This is a genomic window from Arcicella sp. GW821-FHT09D11 (assembly GCF_059416265.1).
On record NZ_JBWKOV010000007.1, the window covers coordinates 141817 to 165488 of the forward strand.

At 35.0% G+C, this 23672-nt stretch carries 11 protein-coding genes; 4 read left to right on the forward strand and 7 right to left on the reverse strand.

Annotation, left to right across the window (positions count from 1 at the left end; all coding sequences use genetic code 11):
- Positions 1-65 precede the first annotated feature (65 nt).
- The 7 genes from AC07N0_RS18530 to AC07N0_RS18560 all read right to left on the reverse strand — a co-directional run bounded on the left by AC07N0_RS18530 (position 66) and on the right by AC07N0_RS18560 (position 12414).
- A complete protein-coding gene (locus AC07N0_RS18530; protein WP_494590429.1) occupies positions 66-1193 on the reverse strand; it encodes a redoxin domain-containing protein in 1128 nt (375 codons plus the stop codon).
- Positions 1194-1321: 128 nt separating this feature from the next.
- Entirely contained in the window at positions 1322-2695 is a 1374-nt protein-coding gene (locus AC07N0_RS18535; RefSeq protein ID WP_494590430.1) for a RagB/SusD family nutrient uptake outer membrane protein, read from the reverse strand.
- A 12-nt stretch (positions 2696-2707) separates the two neighbouring features.
- A complete protein-coding gene (locus AC07N0_RS18540) occupies positions 2708-6082 on the reverse strand; it encodes a TonB-dependent receptor (RefSeq protein ID WP_494590431.1) in 3375 nt (1124 codons plus the stop codon).
- Positions 6083-6317: 235 nt separating this feature from the next.
- Positions 6318-7286 (reverse strand): FecR family protein, encoded by a 969-nt coding sequence (locus tag AC07N0_RS18545; protein WP_494590432.1) that lies wholly within the window; start codon positions 7284-7286, stop codon positions 6318-6320.
- A gap of 181 nt (positions 7287-7467) precedes the next feature.
- Positions 7468-8100, reverse strand: coding sequence for an RNA polymerase sigma-70 factor (locus AC07N0_RS18550; protein ID WP_494590487.1), 633 nt, complete (start codon positions 8098-8100; stop codon positions 7468-7470).
- A gap of 388 nt (positions 8101-8488) precedes the next feature.
- Positions 8489-9277, reverse strand: a complete 789-nt coding sequence (locus AC07N0_RS18555) for a response regulator (protein WP_494590433.1) — start codon at positions 9275-9277, stop codon at positions 8489-8491.
- Complete coding sequence (locus tag AC07N0_RS18560; protein ID WP_494590434.1) at positions 9277-12414, reverse strand: ligand-binding sensor domain-containing protein; 3138 nt, start codon at positions 12412-12414, stop codon at positions 9277-9279. Before AC07N0_RS18560 ends, AC07N0_RS18555 begins: the two co-directional genes overlap by 1 nt.
- Positions 12415-12625: 211 nt before the next feature.
- On the opposite strand from AC07N0_RS18560, the gene AC07N0_RS18565 reads away from it, so the two are divergent.
- The 4 genes from AC07N0_RS18565 to AC07N0_RS18580 all read left to right on the forward strand — a co-directional run bounded on the left by AC07N0_RS18565 (position 12626) and on the right by AC07N0_RS18580 (position 23586).
- On the forward strand, positions 12626-15073 hold the full coding sequence (locus AC07N0_RS18565) for a glutaminase family protein (protein ID WP_494590435.1): 2448 nt from the start codon (positions 12626-12628) through the stop codon (positions 15071-15073).
- 339 nt (positions 15074-15412) lie between these two features.
- Positions 15413-18889 (forward strand): PAS domain S-box protein, encoded by a 3477-nt coding sequence (locus AC07N0_RS18570; protein WP_494590436.1) that lies wholly within the window; start codon positions 15413-15415, stop codon positions 18887-18889.
- Positions 18890-19202: 313 nt separating this feature from the next.
- Positions 19203-20735, forward strand: a complete 1533-nt coding sequence (locus AC07N0_RS18575; protein WP_494590437.1) for a glycoside hydrolase family 32 protein — start codon at positions 19203-19205, stop codon at positions 20733-20735.
- A 154-nt stretch (positions 20736-20889) separates the two neighbouring features.
- Positions 20890-23586: a substrate-binding domain-containing protein gene (locus AC07N0_RS18580; RefSeq protein WP_494590438.1), complete on the forward strand. Its 2697-nt coding sequence runs from the start codon at positions 20890-20892 to the stop codon at positions 23584-23586.
- Positions 23587-23672 lie beyond the last annotated feature (86 nt).

Consider the following 23672-nt stretch of genomic DNA (forward strand, 5'->3'; position numbering starts at 1 on the left):
TGATTACAAGTATTATTGGTTTGTATATGCAATTGTACATATACAAACCAATAAGAATGATAAGATTAGTGAATTAGTTCAGCTAGTTTTTTGTGAAGCTCTTCACTTCTGAGGTTTTTCGCAATGATTTTTCCATTTTTGTCTAACAAGAAATTCATTGGCACGGCACTTACAGCATACATTTTAGCAGCCTCGTTTTGCCAGCCTTTCAAATCTGAAACATGAACCCACGTTAATTTATCAGCATTAATGGCTTTTATCCAGTTGTTCTTTTTGTCGTCTAAAGATACGCCTACAATCTCGAAATTTTTATCACGGTATTCATTATACGCTTTCACAACATTTGGATTTTCCTTTCTACAAGGACCACACCAGCTTGCCCAAAAATCAACTAATACATATTTTCCTTTTAGAGACGCCAACGTAAAAGCATTGCCTGTAGTATCTGCCATGCTAAAGGCTGGAGCCATTCTGCCAACATCCACTAAAGCAGCTTTATCTAAAAATTCTTTTACGCTTATTCCATAATAGGAGTCCTGTGCATTTTTAGCCAAAAGATTATAATACTGTTTAGCTTTATCTTCAGAGCCCGCTCTCATAAAATAACTATTAATAATGAATGGGCTGATGGTAGAATTAGGGTGCGTAGTAATGAATTGCTTACAGATGCTATCAGCATAAGCTTCACCAGCAACAAACAAGTCATGAGCGGTTTTTCGCAGCGCAACACTGTCAGGGTCTTTAGTTTTTTGAACAGTCTTGTACAAATTATCGCCCTTGCTCATCAATGCATAAGCACCATCCATTTGTTTTCTGTGTACCATCCAGTCGGTGTGTAAAGCCGAACCTTTTACAGTTCCTTTATTCAAAGAATCTTTGGTTGCTTGTACTAAAATAGTACCACTTTGTACAAATATGTTTAGGCGGTCTTTCTTCGGGTTTAAATATAAACTATAAATGGCAGGATACTTTAATTTGCCTTTGAACGCAAATTTTCCGTCGGTACTTACCAGTGAATCTATATCAAAACCTTTGCCATTATACGTAGAGATAAAGATTTTTTCATCCTTAACTCCTTCAATTTTTCCACTAACATTGTATAATGCTTCTTTTTCTTTAGCAGGCTTCGTTTGAGCCATTATGCTTGAAGCAGACAAAGCCAATAAGCTTAATGCCATTAATAATTTTTTCATAATCGTACGTTGGTTGTTGGAAATGTTTTGTTAAAACTTATGATGTAAAAAAAAGAGGAGTGTTGGTAATTAAGCACTTTGTGTGCTTAATTACCAACACAATCATTAAATCACAATTCACGCAATAATTAATAGCCCGCATTCTGAGTTAGATTCTTATTCGCTAATCGCTGATTTTCAGGAATTGGGTATAGCACAGCAGTCGATTTCCATGTCTTTGGTTTTTGTCCACCAATTACAGCATCAGCTCTATTGGTACGTTTTAAATCTAACCAGCGGTGTCCCCACTCTCCAAAAAATTCTAGTTTTCGTTCTTTCTCAATCGCCAACAAGAGTTGCTCCTTAGTAATTGTACTTGCCAAAGCTACTAAACCCGCTCTTTTTCGAATAATATCTGCATCGGCTTTCGCTTCCGCAAGTTTGCCTTGTTGTGCTTGTGCTTCAGAACGAATCAGGTATAATTCTGCAAAACGTAAACCAATATTATATTCATTCCCTGTGCCTGTTCTTACTTTATACTTGTTGATAAAGTAGTAACTCGTTGTTCCAATTTTAGTAATACCCGTCCAATTGGTCTTGCGTAAATCTACCTCTTCAAATGATTTATATAAAGTATCATACAAAGAATAATTAGGTGTTACTCCCGTAGCTGCTAAATAGTTACCTCCAAAAATAGATACTCCAGTTGTGTTGGCTACTTGCCAGATAATTTCTGAACTAGTATTTAAAAAAGCATCAGTTGTTGCAGGTAACGTATAAGCTTGAGCCGTAATTACCTGCCCTGCCTGAGCTTCAGCATTTGCCCAATCTTTGTTATACAAATAGGCACGTGCCAACAATGTTGTGGCGGCATGTTTGTTGACACGTCCTTTGAAAGTACCCACGTAAGTTGTAGGTAAATGTGTTTGAGCTTCTTTTAAATCTGTGATAATCTGAGCCCATATAGCTGTCGCTGGCGTTCTTGGTAAAGTCGCTTTTGCTTCATAGTCAGCATCAGAGGTCAATGACATTGGTACGTCGCCAAATAGATTTACCAGATAGAAGTACGATAAAGCTCTAATGAATTTTGCTTCACCCAATAACTGTTCTTTTACAGATGGCGTTAGCGTCTGGGATTTATTTAAGCCCACAATTGCATTATTTGCATTTTTGATTTGCTGATAAGTATAAAACCAAATCGTATTTTCTACCAAAGAATTTGTAGTACTTAATGCATTGTTTTCAAATTCGTCATACGTAGTGTTTACCACATTGTATTGAATATCATCCGCAGACATCCCTGGGAAAAATGTACTTCCTTGGATAAATTGGGTCATGTTGTTGTTATTATACAACCCCAAAATAGCACTTGTTGCGGTAGCATCTGATTTAAAAACATCCTCAGAAACTACTTGTGTCGGTGGTGCTCCTAACTCTACGAACGACTCACACGAAGATAAAAGTGATAAAGAAGCGATGGCTGTTGCCCAGAATACTCCTTTTATTTTATGAATATTTATCATATTTTTCCTTGATTAAAATGAGCAATTGATACCAAACATAATAGTTCTAAGGGGTGGTAAAACCTGTGCGATTACACCAGTTCCCAAGCCAGAAGGCCCTCCAGGTACAGTAGTTTCTGTATCTAAAATATATTTATTTTTAGACCATGTAAACAAATTTTGCCCCTGTACGTATATTCTACAGTTTGTCATACCCAATACTTTAGCCATGTTTTTAGGCACATTATAAGCAATGCTTGCAGACCTGAATTTCAAATAGGAAGCATCTCCCCAGAAAGCATCAGATGAACTAAAGAAGTTATATGAATTATACACCGCATTCCCTGCAGTAGTAGTTGCCGCAGGAATATTTGTAATATCTCCTTCTTTTTTCCAAACATCCAGATACGAGATATTTTGGTTGTTCAACGTCCCTGGTCTGTTATTGATGATATTCGTTTGTCCAAAACGATGGTTAAATTGGAAAAAGAAATCTAACTGAAAGTTTTTGTAAGAAACACTATTTCCTAATCCTCCATAATATGGCGTTCCGATTTTAGCAACATAGCGGTCATCAAAAGTGATGGCTCCATCTTTATTAATGTCCTCATATTGTGCTGCGCCTGTTTTAGGGTCAACGCCTAAATAATGAAGCAATCTCGTAAGGTTAATAGGTTGCCCGACAATGTAGGATGAACTAGAGAAAGTGTTCTCTAACCCTGGGAATTCAACCAATCTATTTTGTGGCAAAGTAATATTAAACGTAGAAGTCCATTTCAAATCACCAGTTGAGATATTCGTAGTACTCAAATCGAATTCTAACCCACTGTTTTCAATAAGTGCAGGTAGATTTGATAAAATAGAATTATATCCTGTTTGGATTGGCAAACGTAAAGATGCAATCTGATTACTAGAACGGTTGTTGTAATAATCTGCTGTAAACAAGATTCTGTCTTTCAAGAAACCTAACTCTAACGCTACTTCCAATTTCTTTGTTGTCTCCCATTGAATATTTGCGTTTGGCAATGTAACTGGGTTCATCGCTGGGTTACTCAAATACGTTCCTGATGTGCTGTATAATGGTAAATATAAGTAGTTTGAAATCTGGTCGTTACCAGTAGTTCCATAGCTGGCTCTTAATTTACCAAAACTCAAGACAGGTATTTTTTTAGCAAAATCTTCTTCACTAAATACCCAAGCAGCACCCAAAGCTCCAAAGTTTCCATAACGGTTGTTCGGGCCAAAACGAGAAGAACCATCTCTACGGAAAGTAGCATTGGCAAAATATTTACCTTTCCAATCGTAGTTGACACGACCAAAAAGAGCATTATACTTGTATTCTACAATATTATTATAATTAATTGTAATCAAACCCGCTGCCGAAAGCGTATTCAACAAAGCCTCGCTACTATAGTTGCTTCCTGTTATGTAATAACCATCAGAAGTATTGTGTTGCCAGCTTGCTCCAGCTACTGCCAATAATTTACCTTGACCAATTTCCTTTGTATATTCTGCTGTTGGTTCAATAATATAGTTTTGGGCCTTGTTGTCTGCAAAAACCGAGTTACTTGTAGGGTTTGAAGCAGGGTTTAATACCGAAGCAGGAGTGAGGTTTTTTTGATCTAAATCTGTAATGGTATAGCCAAAGTTTGATTTGATATTAAAGCCTGAAAAAACATTATATTTTACACTTGCATTACCAATCAAGTTGGTTGTATTAGATATATACGTTCTCATCAAACTTGATAACGGATTGGTAAAACTTGTCGACCAAAACAATTTACCGTTAGTATCGTATAAAGGTAAGTTAGGAGGTAGATTGTACACCATCGTTACGTCACTTTGGGGTAGGTTAGTGTTATCTTTTGAATAACTTACAGCAAGGGCAACGTTCAATCTTTTGTTCTTTGAGTTATGGTCTAGATTCAAGCGACTAGAAAACCTTTTGCTTGAAAAATCACCTGGTAAAATGGTTGTTTCATTTCTATAACCTGCATTAAATAAGAAACGAGTATTAGCATCACCACCAGATAATGTAGCTTGAACATCACTAATTTTGCCTTTTCCACCTAAAAAATATTGTTGCCAATCGGTAGTTTTGGTTTTATCCCACATTAATAAATCAGGAGCGTTGATGGCAGTAGGTGTTACTCCATCATTTTTGAATGCCTGTGTTCTTAAATCATAATACTGCTCTGGATTAAGCATTGGGATAAAGCGATTCAATTCACTAAACCCAGTGGAAGCATTTACATCAAATTTTGTTTTTCCTGCTTTGCCTCTTTTAGTAGTAATTAATACAACGCCATTTGCACCACGAGAACCGTAAATAGAAGTAGCATCGGCATCTTTTAAAATATCAATACGTTCAATATCAGCAGGATTAATCATGCTGAAAGGGCTTACACCACCGTTAGCTCCCGAAGTACCGAAAGCATTCAAGTTGTCTGTAGCAGGCGAACCGCCATTGAAGTTAGTAAAAGGTACACCATCAATTACATACAAAGGGATTGTCCCTGATGAAAGCGAGCCTTGACCACGAATTTGGATTTGTACGGCACTTCCAGGGAGACCATTATTCTGAGCAATCTGAGCACCAGGAATACGCCCAGGCAAAGCTGCTAATACATTAGCTACTGGTTGCTTACTAATCTCTGCTGAAGTAATAGAGCTTACTGAACCTGTATTAATCTTTTTGGAGGAAGTACCATAACCTATCACTACTACTTCATCCAATGCCTTTTGCGAAGGCTTAAGACTTATTTTCAAGTCAGTAACATTTCCTATAGTTACCGTATATGACTCATAGCCTACGTATGTAAATAAAAGGATGTATCCCCTTTTTGCCAAGATGCGGAATTTTCCGTGTTCATCGGTTATTGTTCCGAATGGTGTACCTTTGGCAGTTACAGATACCCCTATTAAAGGTTCGCCCGTTTCGGCAGAGGTAACAGTACCTGTAACGTCCTCCTTTTGTTCCGACTCAGTAGATGTATTCGGTAAATTGTTTCCTTTTAATGAATTAAGCGAAATACTAGTTGCTGGAATTCTGGATAAAATAATTAAATGTTCGTCTTTCACCGCATATTTAATACCCATTGGCTTAAGCAGGCCATCCAATAGATTCCCAAGTGCTTCTTTAGAAGAATTGACACTTACTGTTTGATTTAAATTGATTTGGCTACTGCTATAAACAAACTTTACTTTAGCTTCTTTTTCTAAACGCGACAAAGCACTTTTGAGTGAAACGTTCTCAATTTTTATAGAAACACCTTGATTGAGAACACCTTGCGCAAAATTTACATGAGCGTTGATGATTCCCGTAAAAATCATAATTATGATGGCTTGATGCATTGTAAACCGCATAATTCTTAGGGTTAAGTCTTTGATTCGATAATTTTCTATCATACCTTTGATTGGGTTTTATTCTTTGTTGAAATGGAGGAATAAGACAATAGTTTCTCATCACCGTTATCAAACGGTGTGATGAAATGGAGTTAGCCAAGGCAGGAGTGCTGGGAACACTCTTGCCTTTTTTTTAAGATTTTTTTTCTGTCATTAAGGATTACGTTGTTTTGATTTATTGATTATTTAGTTTGGTTTTATACAAGCATTATATCCGTAAGGCCAAGTGCCCAATCTGCTAATTACATCCCTCTGCTTTTAGCCATACGGTATTGTTTTCTCTCTCAAAAGTGCCATTCAACGTCTGGCAAAGTACTTCAAATGTTTTCACTAAAGACTGATCTGTGAAGTCAGCCGTAATCAAACAATTCTGCAAACTGTTGTCTGTTAACTTTACCGTCACATCAAATTTTGCCTCAATCTTCTTAAGAATATCACTCATTTTGGCATCTTCAAAATTCATATTGTATTCTGTGTTCGCCAAATATTCTTCTTTTTGTACGTTTACTTGTGCTTTTATTTCCTTTTCAGCAGGCATACAAATGGCTTTTTCCAGTGGTAGAATCAACATTTGTTTATTCGTATTAGGTAACGAAACCGTTACTTTACCCGTGAAAACCACTACTTCGATATGTGCACCGATGGGTCTAATATTAAAACTTGTACCCAAAACGCGAGTATCCATTTGACCAGAATGCACAATAAAAGGATGATTAGCATCTTTGGCTACTTCAAACAACGCTTCGCCACTTAGACTGACTTCCCGATTCTGTTGGTCAAAGTGTTCTGGATATGTCAACGTACTTTTACCTTTCAACCAAATAATACTACCATCAGACAGCATTAGTTTCTTTGTTTGCCCATCTGAAGTAGCTATTATCGTTTCATTCTTTAAATCAAACACATCATAGCCTATTGGACCCAAAGCAAATAATCCAATCAGTATGGCCAACACCGCCGCTATTTTAACATAATTGGCCCAGTTAAAAAAACGTATCGACTTTCGGGGTGAAACTGCTACATCTTGCTTAATCTTAGAAAACATCCTTTGCTTGATAGCAAGCTTTTCGGCTTCTTTGATATCCTCAAAAGAATTTTGTTCAGTTTCCAACGAATCCATCCATTCTTCTACCATTCGTTTTTCAGCCGCTGTACAAACGCCCTGTTGGTACTTCTCAATTAATATAATAAGTTTTGAATCTCCCATAGTTGTTTTAAAGTTTGAGTAGATAAAATATTATTTTGGAAGATTCATAAATGCCCAAATAATATTTTATGTATCCTCATATAGTGAAGTAAATGCAAAGGCGATATACACCTATCTCAAAATGAAAAAAATAACCTTTTTTTTAATTAGGCACAAATTAACCCTGAAAATGGCTACTTAATTAGGTAAATAGCTCGAAGAAAATGCTTAAAACCAGAAAATCACCCAATGAATTTCGCAAATGCTTTAACGCTTTCGTTAAATGATTCTCAACGGTTTTATGGGAAATGTTTAATTGCAGCGAAATTTCCTGAATACTTAAATGTTGTGTTCTACTGAGTCGGAATACTTCCTGACATTTTTCAGGGAGTTCTGTAATGCTTTTTTCCAACATCATTTTTAAATCATTCAATGCCATTTGTTCATTGGTCGAATCGTCGAACAAGGCATCTCTGAAATGATTAAAACTATCAATATAATTATTGCGTACCTGAGTCGATTTCATGAAATTGAGCATCTGATACTTGACAGCTTGGAAGAGATAGCCCGAGAGTGAGCTATTAATTTGCAGGTTTTGGCGATTAGACCAGAGTGAAACAAAAACATCTTGAATGATTTCCTCAGACGCTTCTTTTTCCCTTAGTCTATTATAAGCAAATGCATAAAGTTTTGCCCAATATCTTTCATAAATTTCATCAAAAGCAGTGGTTTCTCCTTGCTGAATCAGTAGGTATAGTTCTTGGTCAGTATGTGATATCGTTTTATTTATTTCTTTAAAGGTAAAGATTTTGAAAAGAAAAGAGTATCGTGAAATTACGAAAAATAATAACGCTTACCATACGAATCATAAAGCTACAAACAACTTATTTAGAATTTATAATTTTTCTAATAAATGTGTTTTTAAAGCCTTTAAAGCAGAAATAAACAAAATATAATCGATTTAATGGTAAATCCAGTCCAATTAATATTTTTTTTGCAGAAAAATCAATGAATTTGGTGAAATTAGCACAGAACGTATATTTATGATGTCATTTCGTTATATTATTAATCTATATATTCTATAGGCAAAATTATATAATAAGACTGATTGAACAAAATAATTCGCCTTTTTGTCGTATAATTGAATCGATAAAATATAAAAAAAACTATATGATAGTCATATAGTTCTATTTTCCGTAAAATATTTATGTATCAATCAAAGACTATTTTTTCTCTTTTTCCAATTGCTTTGAGTGCATATATTCTGTGGGTGTAATATTAAAATGCTTTTGGAAATTGCGAGCAAAGTTACTTTGTGAGCTAAAGCCGACCATGTAAGAAACTTCGAAAATGCGATGATTTCCTTGGGCTAACAATTCTGCTGCTTTCTTGAGGCGAGTGATATTGATTAATTCGATGGGAGTTAAGACAGAGATAGCTTTAATTTTTCTGTAGAGGGTAATACGGCTCATATTCATAATTTCGGCCAGTTTTTCTACATCCAAATCTGTATCTTCAATGTTTTTGGTAATCGTATCATGTAGGCTTTCCAGAAACAATTCATCAGCTTTGGAATGCGCCATACTCTTGATATGAATCAAGGGAGAACTAGCAAAATATTCTCGAATAATATTTCTATTGTTTAACAAACTTGCCATTTGAGCTTGGAGATATTCTTTGGAAAAAGGTTTTTCAATGTAGGCATCTGCCCCTAATTCTAACCCTTCTACTTTTGCTTGGATTGAGTTTTTTGCCGTAAGCAGTATGACTGGAATATGTGAAAATTCAAAGTTAGATTTTATTCTTTTGCATAACTCAAACCCATCCATCACGGGCATCATTACATCACTGATAACCAACTGGATAGCTTCTCGTTCCAATATTTTCAATGCCTCTGCTCCATCTTCGGCTTTCAGAATAGTATATTTATTTCTTAACATTCTTTCTAAAAACTCTAGAATTTCTTCATTGTCATCAACAAGTAAAATGATGGGTTGCATATCGTTTGTCATTAATTTCTAAGCGTTGAGTTGATTTCTACAGGTAATTTTAATACAAATACAATTGAGCCATCTATCGTTTCTTTCAAAAATAAATCTCCATGAAGTAATTCTGCCAACGACCTCGCCAATGCTAAGCCAATGCCTGTTCCTTCTTGTTTGGATTCTTTCAGGCGATAAAAAGGCTCAAAAATCTTTTCTTTCATCTCAAAGGGGATACTCAATCCGTCATTTTCAAATTCAATCGTAATATAAACAGGACTTTCAGCTAATGGTAACAACCGAATGGCTACCTTCTTTTGGGCAAATTTAATAGCATTGCTAAAAAGATTACTGAGAATTTTATTCAGTGCTTCTTCATCAACCAATACAAAAACATCGTTGGGGGGATATGCTATCGTGTAATCCAACTTTCGTTTTTTGGTTAATAACGCAAAATTTGAATAAGCGTCTTTCAACATTTCAGTAATGTTTACTCGTACAAAATCTACCGTAAAGCTATTCGTTTCTACTTTTCTAAAATCCAGAATTTGTGTTACTAGTGCAATGAGGCGATTGGTATTTCTGTCCATCATCATTACATCGTCTTTAATATCAGGAATACCGTCTACTTGCTCAAGTAGATTTTCCACAGGCCCTTTTATTAATGTAAGGGGAGTTCTGATTTCATGGGCTAAATTGGTAAAGAAGTCAATCTTAGCTTCATAGATTTCTTTTGCTTTTTTATCTTCAATAATAGTAAGATAGCTTCGTAATAAGTAATAAATCAGCGATAATACAAGAATGGCATATAAGAGATAAGCCCAGATGGTAGCCCACCACGGTGGTAAAATATTGATGACCAATAGTTTTTCTTCTTTACTCCAATTGCCATTAATAAAGGCCTTTAAATGAAAAGTATATTTTCTTGGTGAAAGATTGGTGAAATATACTTTACGATTGGGCTTAATGGCTGTCCATTCTTTGTCTAATCCCTGCATAAAATAGCTGTACTCCGTCATTTCTGGCGAGACATAACTCAAGGCTGCAAAGTCGATATTAAAAGACGATTTGTCATAAGGTAGCGTGATTTCATTGGTATAAATAATTGATTTCTTCAAAAAAGAATGCTTCCCATCAATGGTTTGTTCCTTGTTATCTACTTGAAAATCAGTAATATAAATTGGGGCTGTACTATTGGTTTTTATAATTTTATCGGGCTCAAAGGTTATCATTCCTTTTACACTTCCAAAATACATTTTCCCTGTGGCATCTTTATATCCCGAATTATAATTGAATTGGTCACTCAGTAAACCGTTGTCTTTAGTATACGTTACCATCTCTTTATTGTCAGGATTTAGGTGTACTAATCCTTTCGAGGTCGTCACCCACATTTTATGATTATTGTCTTCCAATGCCTTGTAAATAAAATTGCTAGGAAGTCCATCATTAGTGGTAGTACTTGTAAGGGTTTTTCTGTCTTTGCTCAATTTACAAAGACCGCCACCTTCTGTAGAAAACCATATACACTGTTTACTATCTTCGTAAATAGCATTGATATCATTATTGGTCAGACTATTTTTGTTGTTAGGGTCATTTCTGAAGTATCCTTTTTCTTTGGTTGTAGGATTAAAATAAAATACTCCCCAATGCGTCCCCATCCAAATAGTATGGTTATAATCTTCTATTAGCGATGACACCCAAATATTAGCGGGGGCTTCTGGTACTGCCTCGAAACCATCAATTGTAGGATTATATTTTAACAAAGCATTAGAATTACCTACATAAATGTCCCCAGATTTAGTTTGCAAAAAACTAACAATAAAACTACTTCTCAAATCATTTTTCCCTGGGCCTTCATTATAATGCTTCCGTACTTTTCCTGTGCGGATATCCATAATATCCAACCCATGTTCGAATGTGCCTATCCATACATCATTGCCTGCGGTCAATAATCCATGAATATTTGAATAAGCAATACTCGTACTTTTTCCTGTGGGCATAAACTGTGTAATTTCTCCCGTTTTTGGATTTAGTTTGCTGAGTCCCACATCTTCTGTACCAATCCAAATATTTCCCAAGCGGTCTTCACAAATCTCCCTGATGGCATTACCACTGATAGATTTCTTTGAATTATCAGCAAAATATTTCTGAAATAGGGAATGTTCCTTTGCATAATAATTAATACCGCCAAAGTAGGTACCTACCCAAATACCGCCTTCCTTATCTTTACAAAGAGAATAAACGGCATTATCAGACAAAGAAAAAGGATCAAGAAATTTCTTTTTAAGGTTAGTAAATTGTTTAGTATTGGTATTCAGAATAAAAATGCCCGATTCTGTAGCAATCCATAATTCATGAGCTAAATATTGTTGAATATCGCGTACATGCACTTTGGTTTTATCAGGGTTTATGCTCAAAACATCTTTGTAGGTGGCAGTCGGTATATCAAATTCTTTTAACCCTTGGCTGGCAGTGCCAATGTATAGGGTGTGCTTGTCCACAAAATACATTTTATGTATCCAGTGTGAAGAAACCTTAGGCGAATGTTTAAAAATATCATAACTTTCAAAAGCACTCGTTTTTGCATTAAATTTTTTAATTACTCCCTTGTCTGTAGAAGTCCATACTTCTCCATCATTATCAATTGCCAGTGAAGTAGCAGGAAAAAACTTAGGCAAAGGAAAAACCGTAGTAGTTTTTGTTTCAAAGTTGTATCGACAAAGTGTTAACTGAGCAATAAACCAAAGTTGGTTTTTACCATCTATTTCTAACCTATTGATTTCATTAAATTTCCCTGAATCCAAGAAACGCACTAATTGCTCTTTTTGATTATCAAAATAAAATAATCCTTTGGTCGAACCTACCCACAACACGCCGTTTTTGTCCGTTTTTAAACAATTAATCAAGTCTGGCTTAAAGTCATGAAGCCCTTGGGTAGTTTTATAAATTTTAAAATGATATCCATCAAAACGATTTAGACCATCTTTGGTGCCAAACCACAGAAAGCCGTTTTTATCTTGGGTTGTACAATAAACAGTATTGTTTGAAAGCCCATTCTCGACCTGATAATGCCTGAAAAAATATGATTGAGCCATACCATGGTATGAACAAAACGACAAAATAGCGATGGCTCGTAAAAGGAATGATATATGTTTTTGTTTTTTCAAAAAGTAAAATAGACGCTAATAATGAAAGACTGCCTTTGTGCTATAAAGGTATGAAATTATAGGACAAGCAAAATAAAATGAAACATTTTGAAGAAATAATGATACTTAGTGAATTAGGTATGGAGAATTGAAACTCTAATTTTGTATCCATCTCTTCAAATCCATTTGTTTAGGTGTGCTGTCAAATAAATATATTCAATAATTTAACATAATGAAAAAACTGATTCTTTTAGGCTTGGTATTTTGTAAAATGGCCCTAACTTTTGCCCAAAGTACCAAAGCTCCAGCTTATCCGCTTATAACCCATGACCCTTATTTTAGTATTTGGTCAACTACCGATAATTTGAATGCCTCGCCTACTAAACACTGGACAGGCACTGACCATTCTTTAATCGGTATGTTGAATGTAGACGGACAAACCTATCGCTTTTTAGGTGACGAACCTATTAGCTACAAAGCAATACTTCCAGCTGGTGATGAAGTAAATTATGCTACAAAATATACAGAAACGAGTCCTTCGACTAATTGGATGAGCCCAGATTTTGACGATAGTCAATGGAAGAATGGTTTAGCACCTTTTGGAAATACCAAAGGGGTTTCTAAAACCTTATGGTTGAGTAAGGACATTTGGGTTCGTCGTGAATTTACGCTTGAAACGCTTAACCTAAAAGACCCCATCTTAAAACTTCAACATGATGACAACGTAAAAGTATATTTGAACGGAGCGTTGATTTTTGATGCAGGTTGTTGTGCAGGTAAATATTTGTACTTGCCTATGTCGAATGACATGAAAAGTAAATTGAAGAAAGGGAAAAACGTTTTTGCGATTCATGTAATCAATACTGGCGGTGAGGCATTATTGGACATCGGTATTGTTCAGAAGAATATTCCTGTCGCAAATACCAGTATGCACCTTGCTCAACAAAAAAGTGTAAAGCTAAATGCCACACAAACCATTTATGAATTTACTTGTGGTAAAACAGACCTTACCCTAACTTTCACCTCTCCTTTATTAATCAATGACCTTGACATTTTAGCCAGACCAGTTTCATATATTAGTGCCAAAGTAAAGGCAAATGATAATGCTGTACATCAGGTAAAACTGTATGTAGGAGCTTCTACTGATATTGCTACTAATACAAGCTCGCAACAAATTAATGCTGAAAAATACAAGCATAATAACCTAAGCATCTTGAAAGCTGGGACTCAAGAACAGGCTGTTTTAGAGAAGAAAGGTGATGACCTTCGCATTGACTGGGGTTATATGTATGTAGCAACGCCCTCTGGAGCGAATGTGAAACAATCTATCACTAAGACTTTACTGAATCCGTTTCAAGCAACTACTAAGGACATTTTGACGGGTAAAAAATTAGTACTCAATACTATTGTAGACATGGGCAAAATCGCAAGTTCAGCAAAAGAACAGATGATTTTGCTAGGCTATGACGATTTGTATTCAATCCAATATTTTGGCAAAAATCTACGCCCTTGGTGGAATAGCAATGGTCAGACAACGATAGAACATCAACTTGACTTGGCATCCAAAGAATATAGTTCTATCATCAAAAAATGCGAAAGTATTAATGAGATGATTTATAATGACGCTTTGAAAGCAGGAGGAGAAAAATATGCCAAATTATGTGAATTGGCGTATCGTCAGAGTATTGCTGCCCATAAATTATTAAAGAACCCCGAAGGAGAAATCTTATTTTTATCAAAAGAAAATTTCAGTAATGGGTCTATCAACACCGTTGACATAACTTACCCATCAGCACCACTTTTTCTGATTTATAATCCTGAATTAATGAAAGGGATGTTGAACGGAATTTTTTATTATAGCGAAAGTGGCAAATGGACCAAACCCTTCCCTGCACACGATTTAGGGACTTATCCGCTTGCTAACGGACAAACCTATGGCGAAGATATGCCAGTAGAGGAATGTGGTAATGTGATGATTCTAGTAGCAGCCATTTGTAAAGCAGAAGGGAATACGGATTATGCCAAAAAGCATTGGAAAATAATGAACATTTGGGCTGATTTTCTTACAAAAGAGGGATTTGACCCTGCTAATCAGCTATGTACAGACGACTTTGCGGGTCATTTGGCACGCAACATCAACCTTTCTGCTAAGGCGATTGTGGCTCTTGAAACCTTTACGCAATTGGCGAAACAGATGGGCGAAACAGCTACTTTCCAGAAATATGATGCGATTACCAAAGGCTTTGTGACAAAATGGATTGAGATGGCAAAAGATGGCGACCATTATGCTTTAACCTTCGATAAAAAAGGGACGTGGAGTCAAAAATATAACTTGGTTTGGGACAAGGTTTTAAACCTAAATTATTTTCCGAAAGAGGTATTTGATACGGAAATAAAGTTTTATTTAACCAAGCAAAATGAGTTTGGATTACCGCTTGATAGCAGAGCTACTTATACAAAGTCTGACTGGGTAATCTGGACATCCGTTTTGGCAAACGACTACAAAGATTTTGAAGCGTTGGTAAACCCAATGTTTGACTATGCCACCAAAACATCATCAAGAGTACCTATTAGTGACTGGCATCAAACAACTACAGGCAAAATGGTTGGTTTTCAGGCAAGAAGCGTAGTGGGAGGCTATTTTATGAAGGTATTGGAACAAAAAATGAAGAATAAGTAAAAATAGGCTAGCAATAAACAACTTTTAACATTAATACAATTACTAGTAGTTAAATAGATTTAACCATTTATACTTAATCTAAAGATAGGGGCTATTCAAATCTGAATTAGCCCCTATCTTTTTTATGGTATTCTATGATTTATATCACCTATCAGCGTTAATCGTATTTTCTAACAAAAGATTCTACTGATTTTACAAAACAATCAAGTACTTTTGAAGCAAAATACAAACTAGTGAAATAATACAATTATTTATGCATATTATCCAGAATGGCATTGTTATTGAAGTAGTGAACTAGTCGTCAAGAATATTTATTTTGACCTTTTTAAATATAAATATATGAGTACTATTCTCTCTCGCCATCTACTCAAAACACTTCCTTTGCCAATCTTGATATTATCAAATAATAATCAAGATTTTAATATTGTTGAAATGAGTGAAGCCTACACCAAAATTTGTGGGCTACAAGCTGTTGATTTAATAGGCAAAAGCATCTTTGACGTATTTTCTATTGATGCTGCTTCAATAGCTGAATTAAAGCATTCGTTAAATGAAGCTATCAAGTATAAAGTGTCCCATAAAATAGGGGGTAAGCAATATGATTTTCATGGAAATAATTCAGCTATCAAAAATAGATATTGGGAAATAGAACATACTCCCGTATTTGATGATAAAGGAGAGATTATTTCCATCATGCATTCAATGATAGATGTTACGGAGAATTTTGTGCTGAAACAGCAATTAGCTGAAGCAAATATTATCATCGACAAAAGAAATGAACTACTTAAAAAAGCAGAAACTATTTCAAAATTTGGTACTTGGGAACTAGACCTTGTTACTAATGAATTACAATGGTCTGATGGCGTATTTATCATTTGTGGCTATGAACCTCAGGCATTTGAGGTAACCTTTGAAAAAGGATTAGGCGTAATTCACTCCGATGATAGAGCATTGGCTATCGAAGAAATGCAGCATACCATGCAAACGGGGAAAGAATACAGGATTGAAAAAAGATTTGTGTTAGAAGATAATACGATAAAACATATCATTTCCAGAGGAAGTATTGTTAAAGATGAAGAGGGGAATCCTTTAAAATTGTTTGGGGTATTTCAAGATATCACCGATGAAAAAATACAGCAAATTGCCTTAGAGAAAACAAAAGATGAATTGAACAAAATCATGGATTCGTCGCTGGATATTATTTGTACGATAGATGGAGACGGTTATTTTGTACAAATAAGTGCTGCTTGTTTTAAAATTTGGGGCTACAAACCAGAGGAGCTTATCGGTACTAATTTCATGAACCTTGTTCATCAGGATGACCACGATATTACCAAACAAAGTGGTATTGATGTTAAAAGTGGTATCGAAACTACTAATTTTCAGAATCGATTTATTAGAAAAGATGGAAGTATTGTTCCAATGGTTTGGTCTGGTCGTTGGGATGCCGTAGAAAATATAAATTATTGTGTTGCCAAAGATGCTACTGAGAAGAAAGCTAGTGAAGCTGCCCTGATAGAATCTGCCAAACAATATAAATATTTGTTTGATAACAACCCTTCGCCCATGTTTATTTGGGACTTCAAGACTTTAGAAATTGTTGAATGTAATGATGAAGCCCTCTTAAAATACGGTTATACCCGTGAAGAAATGTTATCATTAACTATTTTAGATGTAAGACCCGAATCTGAAAAACCACTAGTATATGCTGTAACCCAAAGTGAAGAAACGTATGGACAGATTCACAAACGTATCTGGATTCATAAAACAAAAAATAATGACTTATTAAAAGTAGAAGTCATAGGTCATTTAATGGATTATAATGGAAGAAGGGTTTCATTTGTTCTCATCAATGACGTAACAGAAAAAGAAGCTGTTTTACAAGAATTAAAAGACAGTGAAATAAAACTTCGTACGGCAACGAGTATTGCAAAATTAGGGTATTGGCAAGTTAATATTGAGCAACAACATTTATATTGGTCCGATGAGGTCTATACGCTTTGGGGACTTTCTAAAAACTCATTTGACCTGAATTTTGAATCGTTTTTTAATACTATTCATCCAGATGATATAGAAATGTTCGTTCAAAAGCAGACTGAGGCATTAGATGAAAACAAAGTGATTGATATAGTATATCGAATTATTTTGCCTGATGGACACTTAAAATGGATTCATGAGATTGGTAAGCCTATTAAGGACGATGCAGGGAAAATTATTTCATTTGAAGGGACAGTTCAAGATATCACTGAACAAAAAAATGCACAAAAAGCCCTTGTGGAAAGTAATGAACGTTACAACTTTGTTTCCAAGGCAACGTCTGATGCCATCTGGGATTGGGATTTACAGGAACAAACGTTGTATTGGGGAGAGGGCTACCTGAATATATTCGGGCATACCTATCAACCACTTACATCTATTATCGACTCTTGGATTAAGAACATACACCCTGATGATGTAACGAGGGTAGTAGAAGGAATTAAGCGAGTAATTGAAAATAATAGTAATATCAATAATTGGGAAGATGAATATCGTTACCAACGACCTGACGGAAGTTATGCGTATGTTATAGACAAAGGTTTTGCTATTCGAGATGGTGACGGAAAAGCCATAAGAATGGTAGGGGCAATGAGGGATGTCACTTTGCAAAAAGAGAGAGAACAGCAATTAAAGTTACTAGAGTCTGTCGTTGTCAATACGAAAGACTCTGTTATGATTACAGAAGCAGAACCTTTTGATCATCCGGGGCCAAGAATATTATATGTAAATGAGGCTTTTACAAAAATGACAGGCTATACTGCCGAAGAAGTAATTGGAAAGACTCCGCGTATTTTGCAAGGAGAAGAATCTGATAAAAAAGAGTTGTATCGGTTAAGTACATCTTTAAGAAAATGGGAGCCTACCGAAGTTACTCTTATTAACTATAAGAAAAATGGAGAAAAATTTTGGATAAACTTCACTGTTATTCCTGTAGCAAACGAAACAGGTTGGTTTACCCATTGGATTTCTATAGAAAGAGACGTTACTCAAATCAAAATGGCCGAAGAAGCCCAAAAACAGCTTAAACAATTAGAACTATCACTAGAAAAAGAGAAAGAAATCAATATCTTAAAAACCAGATTTACGGCTCTTGCTTCCCATGAATTCAGAACACCAATTGCAACTATCGTAAGTGGGATTGATATCCTAGGTATCTATGTAAACATGATGGAGGATGAAACCTTGAAAACAAAAATAAAACTTCATTTAAATAAGATTATTTCTCAATCAAATCGATTGACCGAAATATTGCGTGATATATTATTGCTTGAAAAAACGGCGATAAATACGAAAGAACATCATCTTGAATCTATTGATATTGTACAATTAATTAATGATATCAATCAACAATATTATTTGGATAGAAAAGATAATCGAAGATTGGATATACATCTGCCAGAAGACCATAAACTGATTGTTTCAAATACCTCGTTTCTAAATCATATTATTAGCAATTTGGTAAATAATGCCTTTAAATATTCAGTGGGTTCAAAAAATCCAAGCCTAACGTTACTATTTCATCCTGACTGTTATCACATTGTTGTCACAGACTATGGCTTGGGAATTCCTTTTGGTGACCAAGAACATTTATTTGAGTTGTTCTATCGAGCAAACAATGTTTTGCATATCGAAGGTACAGGACTTGGATTGACCATCACCAAAGAGTTTACGAATAAATTGGGAGGACAGATTTCCTTTGTCAGTGAAGAAGGCGCAGGTACAACTTTTACATTAAAATTCCCTTATGAATCACAGACTATTAGGCCTCTGCTAAATTAAGATGATTATAAAATACCGTACCCGTTTTGTTTTATAGTAACATTATTTGATTTTTAGTAACAATATTAATAGCGACACTACTTTTTTAAAATATAACTGATTGACTTTTAGTAAGTTATTGATTGTATCAAATTTGGAATTATTGGAAAGATTAATACATCATTTTAAAAAGCAAGACTGATAATTTTGAATCATTCAAAGGCATAAATTAATGCCTTACATTTACTTCACTATTTAATGATGGAAAAAAATGATTTACTTTCAAACTCTTAAACGTATAACTGTATTTTGTGTCGTTCTACTATTACTTATCATGCATAAAGGAATAGGACAAAGTACGAATTTATATCACGAAAAACATCGCCCTAATTATCACTTTTCTCCACCAAAGGCTTGGATGAATGACCCCAATGGACTGTTCTTTTATAAAGGGGAATACCATTTGTTTTATCAACATTTTCCAGACCAAAGTGTTTGGGGACCGATGCACTGGGGTCATGCTATTAGCAAAGATTTAACTCATTGGGAAAACCTCCCAATTGCCTTATATCCTGATAGTTTAGGCTATATTTTTTCTGGAAGTGCTGTAGTAGACTGGAATAATACAAGTGGTTTTGGCATTAACAATCAGCCGCCACTGATTGCTATTTTTACTTATCATAATATGGCTGCTGAAAAAGCTGGAAAAAATGATTTTGAAAGCCAAGGCATAGCGTATAGTAATGATAAAGGTCGTACTTGGACAAAATATGCCAATAATCCTGTCATCAAAAATCAAGGTGTCCGTGATTTTAGAGACCCGAAAGTATCGTGGGATGAAGCACGTAAGCAATGGGTTATGGCATTGGCCGTACAAGATCATCATGAATTTTGGATTTCAAAGAATTTAAAAGACTGGTCGAAATCAGGAAGCTTTGGGAAAGAATGGGGAAATCATAGTGGTGTTTGGGAATGTGCAGACTTATTTCCTTTAAAAGACGGTAAAATTACCAAGTGGGTATTGATTGTCAATATCAATCCAGGTGCGCTAAATGGAGGCTCGGGAACGCAATATTTCATTGGTGAATTTGATGGTAAAACATTTGTACTAGACGAGTCTTTCAAGCCTAGTGTAACCAATGGAAAGGGTGTTTGGCTAGACTATGGCAAAGATAATTATGCAGGAGTAACGTGGTCAGATGTTCCCAAAACAGATGGTCGAAGAATCTTAATCGGCTGGATGAGTAACTGGCAATATGCTAATATTGTTCCAACTACTCAATGGAGAAGTGCTGCTACATTACCGAGAGAATTGACACTGAAAGCAACAAGCCAAGGATATAGACTTGCGTCAACACCAGTCAAAGAACTTCAAGCATTAAGAAATTTGGCTAAAAAACCTTTGCAGGTAAGTAATGTAACCATCAAAGATTCTTTAGATTTAAATACTAAGATAAGTTTTGTTCCTACTTTATCAGAAGTGGAGTTATCATTTGAAAAGCCTAAGACAAATGACATCGTTAATATTGAAATATCTAATGCAAAAGGTGAGAAATACATAATTGGCTATAACAGCGAAAATAATACTTTTTTTAGTGATAGAACAAAGTCGGGCAAAGTAGATTTTTCAAAAGATTTTGCTTCAAAGATTCATATTGCACCAAGATTATCTGACAGTAATATCATCAAAATGCATTTGTTTTTTGATGTATCCTCAGCCGAATTATTTGCAGACGATGGCACGACAGTTATGACGGAAATTTTCTTTCCGAACGAAGATTATACAAAAATGAACATTAAAACTTCAGGAGCTCCCATCAAGGTAAAGGCACTGAAAGTCTGGAATTTGAAAAGAAGCTGGAAATAAAATTCATTGATGTAGCGTACAACTAGATAAACTGTTGGATAATAAAATCCAGCAGTTTATCTTTTTCTGCTTATAAAGCATAGTTATTTTACTCCTTTTGAATAATTGATTCTTGAAACAAAATCAGCTTATACCATTTCTTAATCGTAAATACATGAGAAAAATATATCAAATATTAGTACCAATCTGCATAGTTTTGATGCTGTATGCTTGTAAGAGCAGTAAGGATGAAAAAACATTTCGTATTGGTTTTTCGCAGTGTACGATGAGCGACAATTGGCGTAAGACTATGATTGAAGGAATGGAACGTGAACTTACTTTTCATAATGATATTGATATGGTTATTTCTAATGCCAATGGTAGCAGTAATAAGCAGATTTTACAAATTCAACAATTTATTAATGAAAAAGTAGATTTAATCATCGTATCGCCTAATGAAGCAAAACCTCTGACTTCTATTATTGAAAAAGCATACGACGCTGGTATTCCCGTGGTAATTGTAGACCGTAAAACAACTTCAGAAAAATATACAGCTTTTGTGGGGGCAGATAATAAGTTGATAGGTCAAAATGCAGGAATATATGCCAACATTATTTTAAATGGCAAAGGCAATATTTTTGTAGTAGGCGAAGGGGCAAAAACATCCCCGACTATCGATAGGCATCAAGGATTTGTAAAAACAATTAATCATTACCCTAACCTAAAGCTTGTTAAATCGGTCTTTTCGGCACGTAAACCTCAAAATTTACAGAATCAGGTCTACGCTATTATGAGTCAACACGCTGATATAGATTTGATTTTTGCTCATAATGATAGGCTTGCGCTCATGGTAGCCGATGTTTGTAAAAGCTTGGGTTTGAATAAAAAAATAATTGGTGTAGATGGACTGTATGGCGATAATCAAGGAATTGATTTAGTCAGCAAAGGTATATTATCTGCTACTATATTGTATCCTACTGGTGGAGAAGAAGCTATCAAAACGGCTGTTAAAATTTTGAAAAAACAGCCTTTTAATAAAGAGAATCAACTTTTTACTACCATTATCGATAGTGAAAATGTAGGAATCATGTTGGCACAATATCAAAAGATTAAAGAACAAGAAGACGATATTAAACGTCAAGCAACAAGAATAAAAGACCTGACTCGTATCTTTTCGTCACAGCAAAATACACTTTACCTGACGGTAGTTTTTTTATTAGTGGTACTCTTACTAGGGCTAATCTTGTTCTATTTACTACGAGAGAAACAAAAATCGAATCAAATTTTAGGGAATCAGAATAGAGCGATTCTTGAACAGAAAGATGAGATTGAACGTATCTCGCAACTTGCTCGACAAGCAACAGAAGATAAATTGCGTTTTTACTCTTACATTTCTCATGAATTTCGTACGCCCTTGAGCCTGATTCTAACCCCAACAGAAGATATTCTTCAACGTAAATCTGTGGATGCTAAAGAAACCAGATATGCGCTTCAGTTAATTCATAAAAATGCGAATAGGTTGCTACGTCTGGTAGACCAATTACTTGAATTAAGGAAAGTAGATGCTGGCAAAATGGAATTAGAAGTAAGTCAACAAGATTTAGTGGGTTTTGTAAAAGAAATTGTAGCCGACTTCAATGTAAAGGCAAAAACGCAACAAATAGACTTACAATTTATCTGTCCGTTTAGCATCATGCCAATGGTTTTTGATACGGAAAAACTTGATAAAGTACTATTCAATATCATTTCTAATGCCTTTAAATATACTCCTAACGGTGGGTTGATACATATTTCGTTGTTAAAGAATATTGAGAAAATTGAAATATTGATTTCAGATAATGGAATCGGTATGAGTAAAGAAGAAAAAGAGCGGGCATTTGATTTATTCTATCGGGGCAATCAGAATATTTCCTTGGGTACAGGTTTAGGCTTAGCCCTTTCACGTGAATTCGTTTCCCTTCATCAAGGTGATATTCAAGTAGAATCTGAAAAAGGAAAGGGAACTACTTTTAAAATCATTTTGCCTTTTGTGCAACTGAAAAGTGGTGAAACCGAAGTAACTAAAAGTCTATATGCTCGTGAAAATATAGAACCCGTTGTGCCTGTGGTTTTAAGTAGTTCAAAGACGCACGATAATACCATTGTATTGATAGAAGACAATCAAGATTTAAATCAATTTCTCAGTCAAAAGCTCAATCAATCATACAATACTGTTGCCGTAGAAACTGCAGAAAAAGGATGGGAGAAAATCTTGGATAATATTCCAGATTTAATCATCAGTGACGTAATGTTACCTGAAATGGATGGATTTTCGCTTACCCAAAAAATTAAAAATGATTTTAGGACTTCACACATTCCTGTGATTTTGTTAACAGCAAAAGGACAAATGGAAAGCCAGATTGAAGGAACAAAAGCTGGGGCAGATGCTTATATTTCAAAACCTTTTAATCAGCAATTGCTAGAAGAAAAGATAAAAGGTTTACTTGAAAATAGGGATAGGATGCGTCGCCGTTTTTCAAGTGAAATTACCAACCCTAGTCAAATTCAAAAAAGTGAGCGTAAGTTTTTAGTAGAATTTGAATTATTGATTGAAAAGAATCTAAATGATAGTTCTTTGTCCGTTGAGAAACTGAGTAAAGAATTAGGAATGTCGCGTGTACAATTATTCCGAAAGATTTCGGCGTTGACTAACAAAAATGTAACTGATTATATCGGTGATTTTAAATTATTAAAAGCGAAGGCACTTTTAAAAGAAACAGATAAAACCATCGCCGAAGTAGCTTATGAAACGGGTTTTAACAATCCAAGTTACTTTACCACTTTCTTTAAACAAAAGACTAATCAAACCCCCTCTGAATGGCGAAATTCTTGATGTATCATTTATTAAAACGCTGTATCAATATTTACATTCAAACAATATTTTAAATATTTTAATTTAACATATAATGCTGTAAATCA

Excerpts from the sequence above, each read along its gene's own strand:
- AC07N0_RS18545 (WP_494590432.1), bottom strand. The coding sequence starts at position 7,286 with ATGGGAGATTCAAAACTTATTATATTAATTGAGAAGTACCAACAGGGC.
- AC07N0_RS18580 (WP_494590438.1), top strand. The coding sequence starts at position 20,890 with ATGAGAAAAATATATCAAATATTAGTACCAATCTGCATAGTTTTGATG.
- AC07N0_RS18535 (WP_494590430.1), bottom strand. The coding sequence starts at position 2,695 with ATGATAAATATTCATAAAATAAAAGGAGTATTCTGGGCAACAGCCATC.
- AC07N0_RS18575 (WP_494590437.1), top strand. The coding sequence starts at position 19,203 with ATGCATAAAGGAATAGGACAAAGTACGAATTTATATCACGAAAAACAT.
- AC07N0_RS18565 (WP_494590435.1), top strand. The coding sequence starts at position 12,626 with ATGAAAAAACTGATTCTTTTAGGCTTGGTATTTTGTAAAATGGCCCTA.
- AC07N0_RS18555 (WP_494590433.1), bottom strand. The coding sequence starts at position 9,277 with ATGACAAACGATATGCAACCCATCATTTTACTTGTTGATGACAATGAA.
- AC07N0_RS18540 (WP_494590431.1), bottom strand. The coding sequence starts at position 6,082 with ATGATAGAAAATTATCGAATCAAAGACTTAACCCTAAGAATTATGCGG.
- AC07N0_RS18570 (WP_494590436.1), top strand. The coding sequence starts at position 15,413 with ATGAGTACTATTCTCTCTCGCCATCTACTCAAAACACTTCCTTTGCCA.
- AC07N0_RS18530 (WP_494590429.1), bottom strand. The coding sequence starts at position 1,193 with ATGAAAAAATTATTAATGGCATTAAGCTTATTGGCTTTGTCTGCTTCA.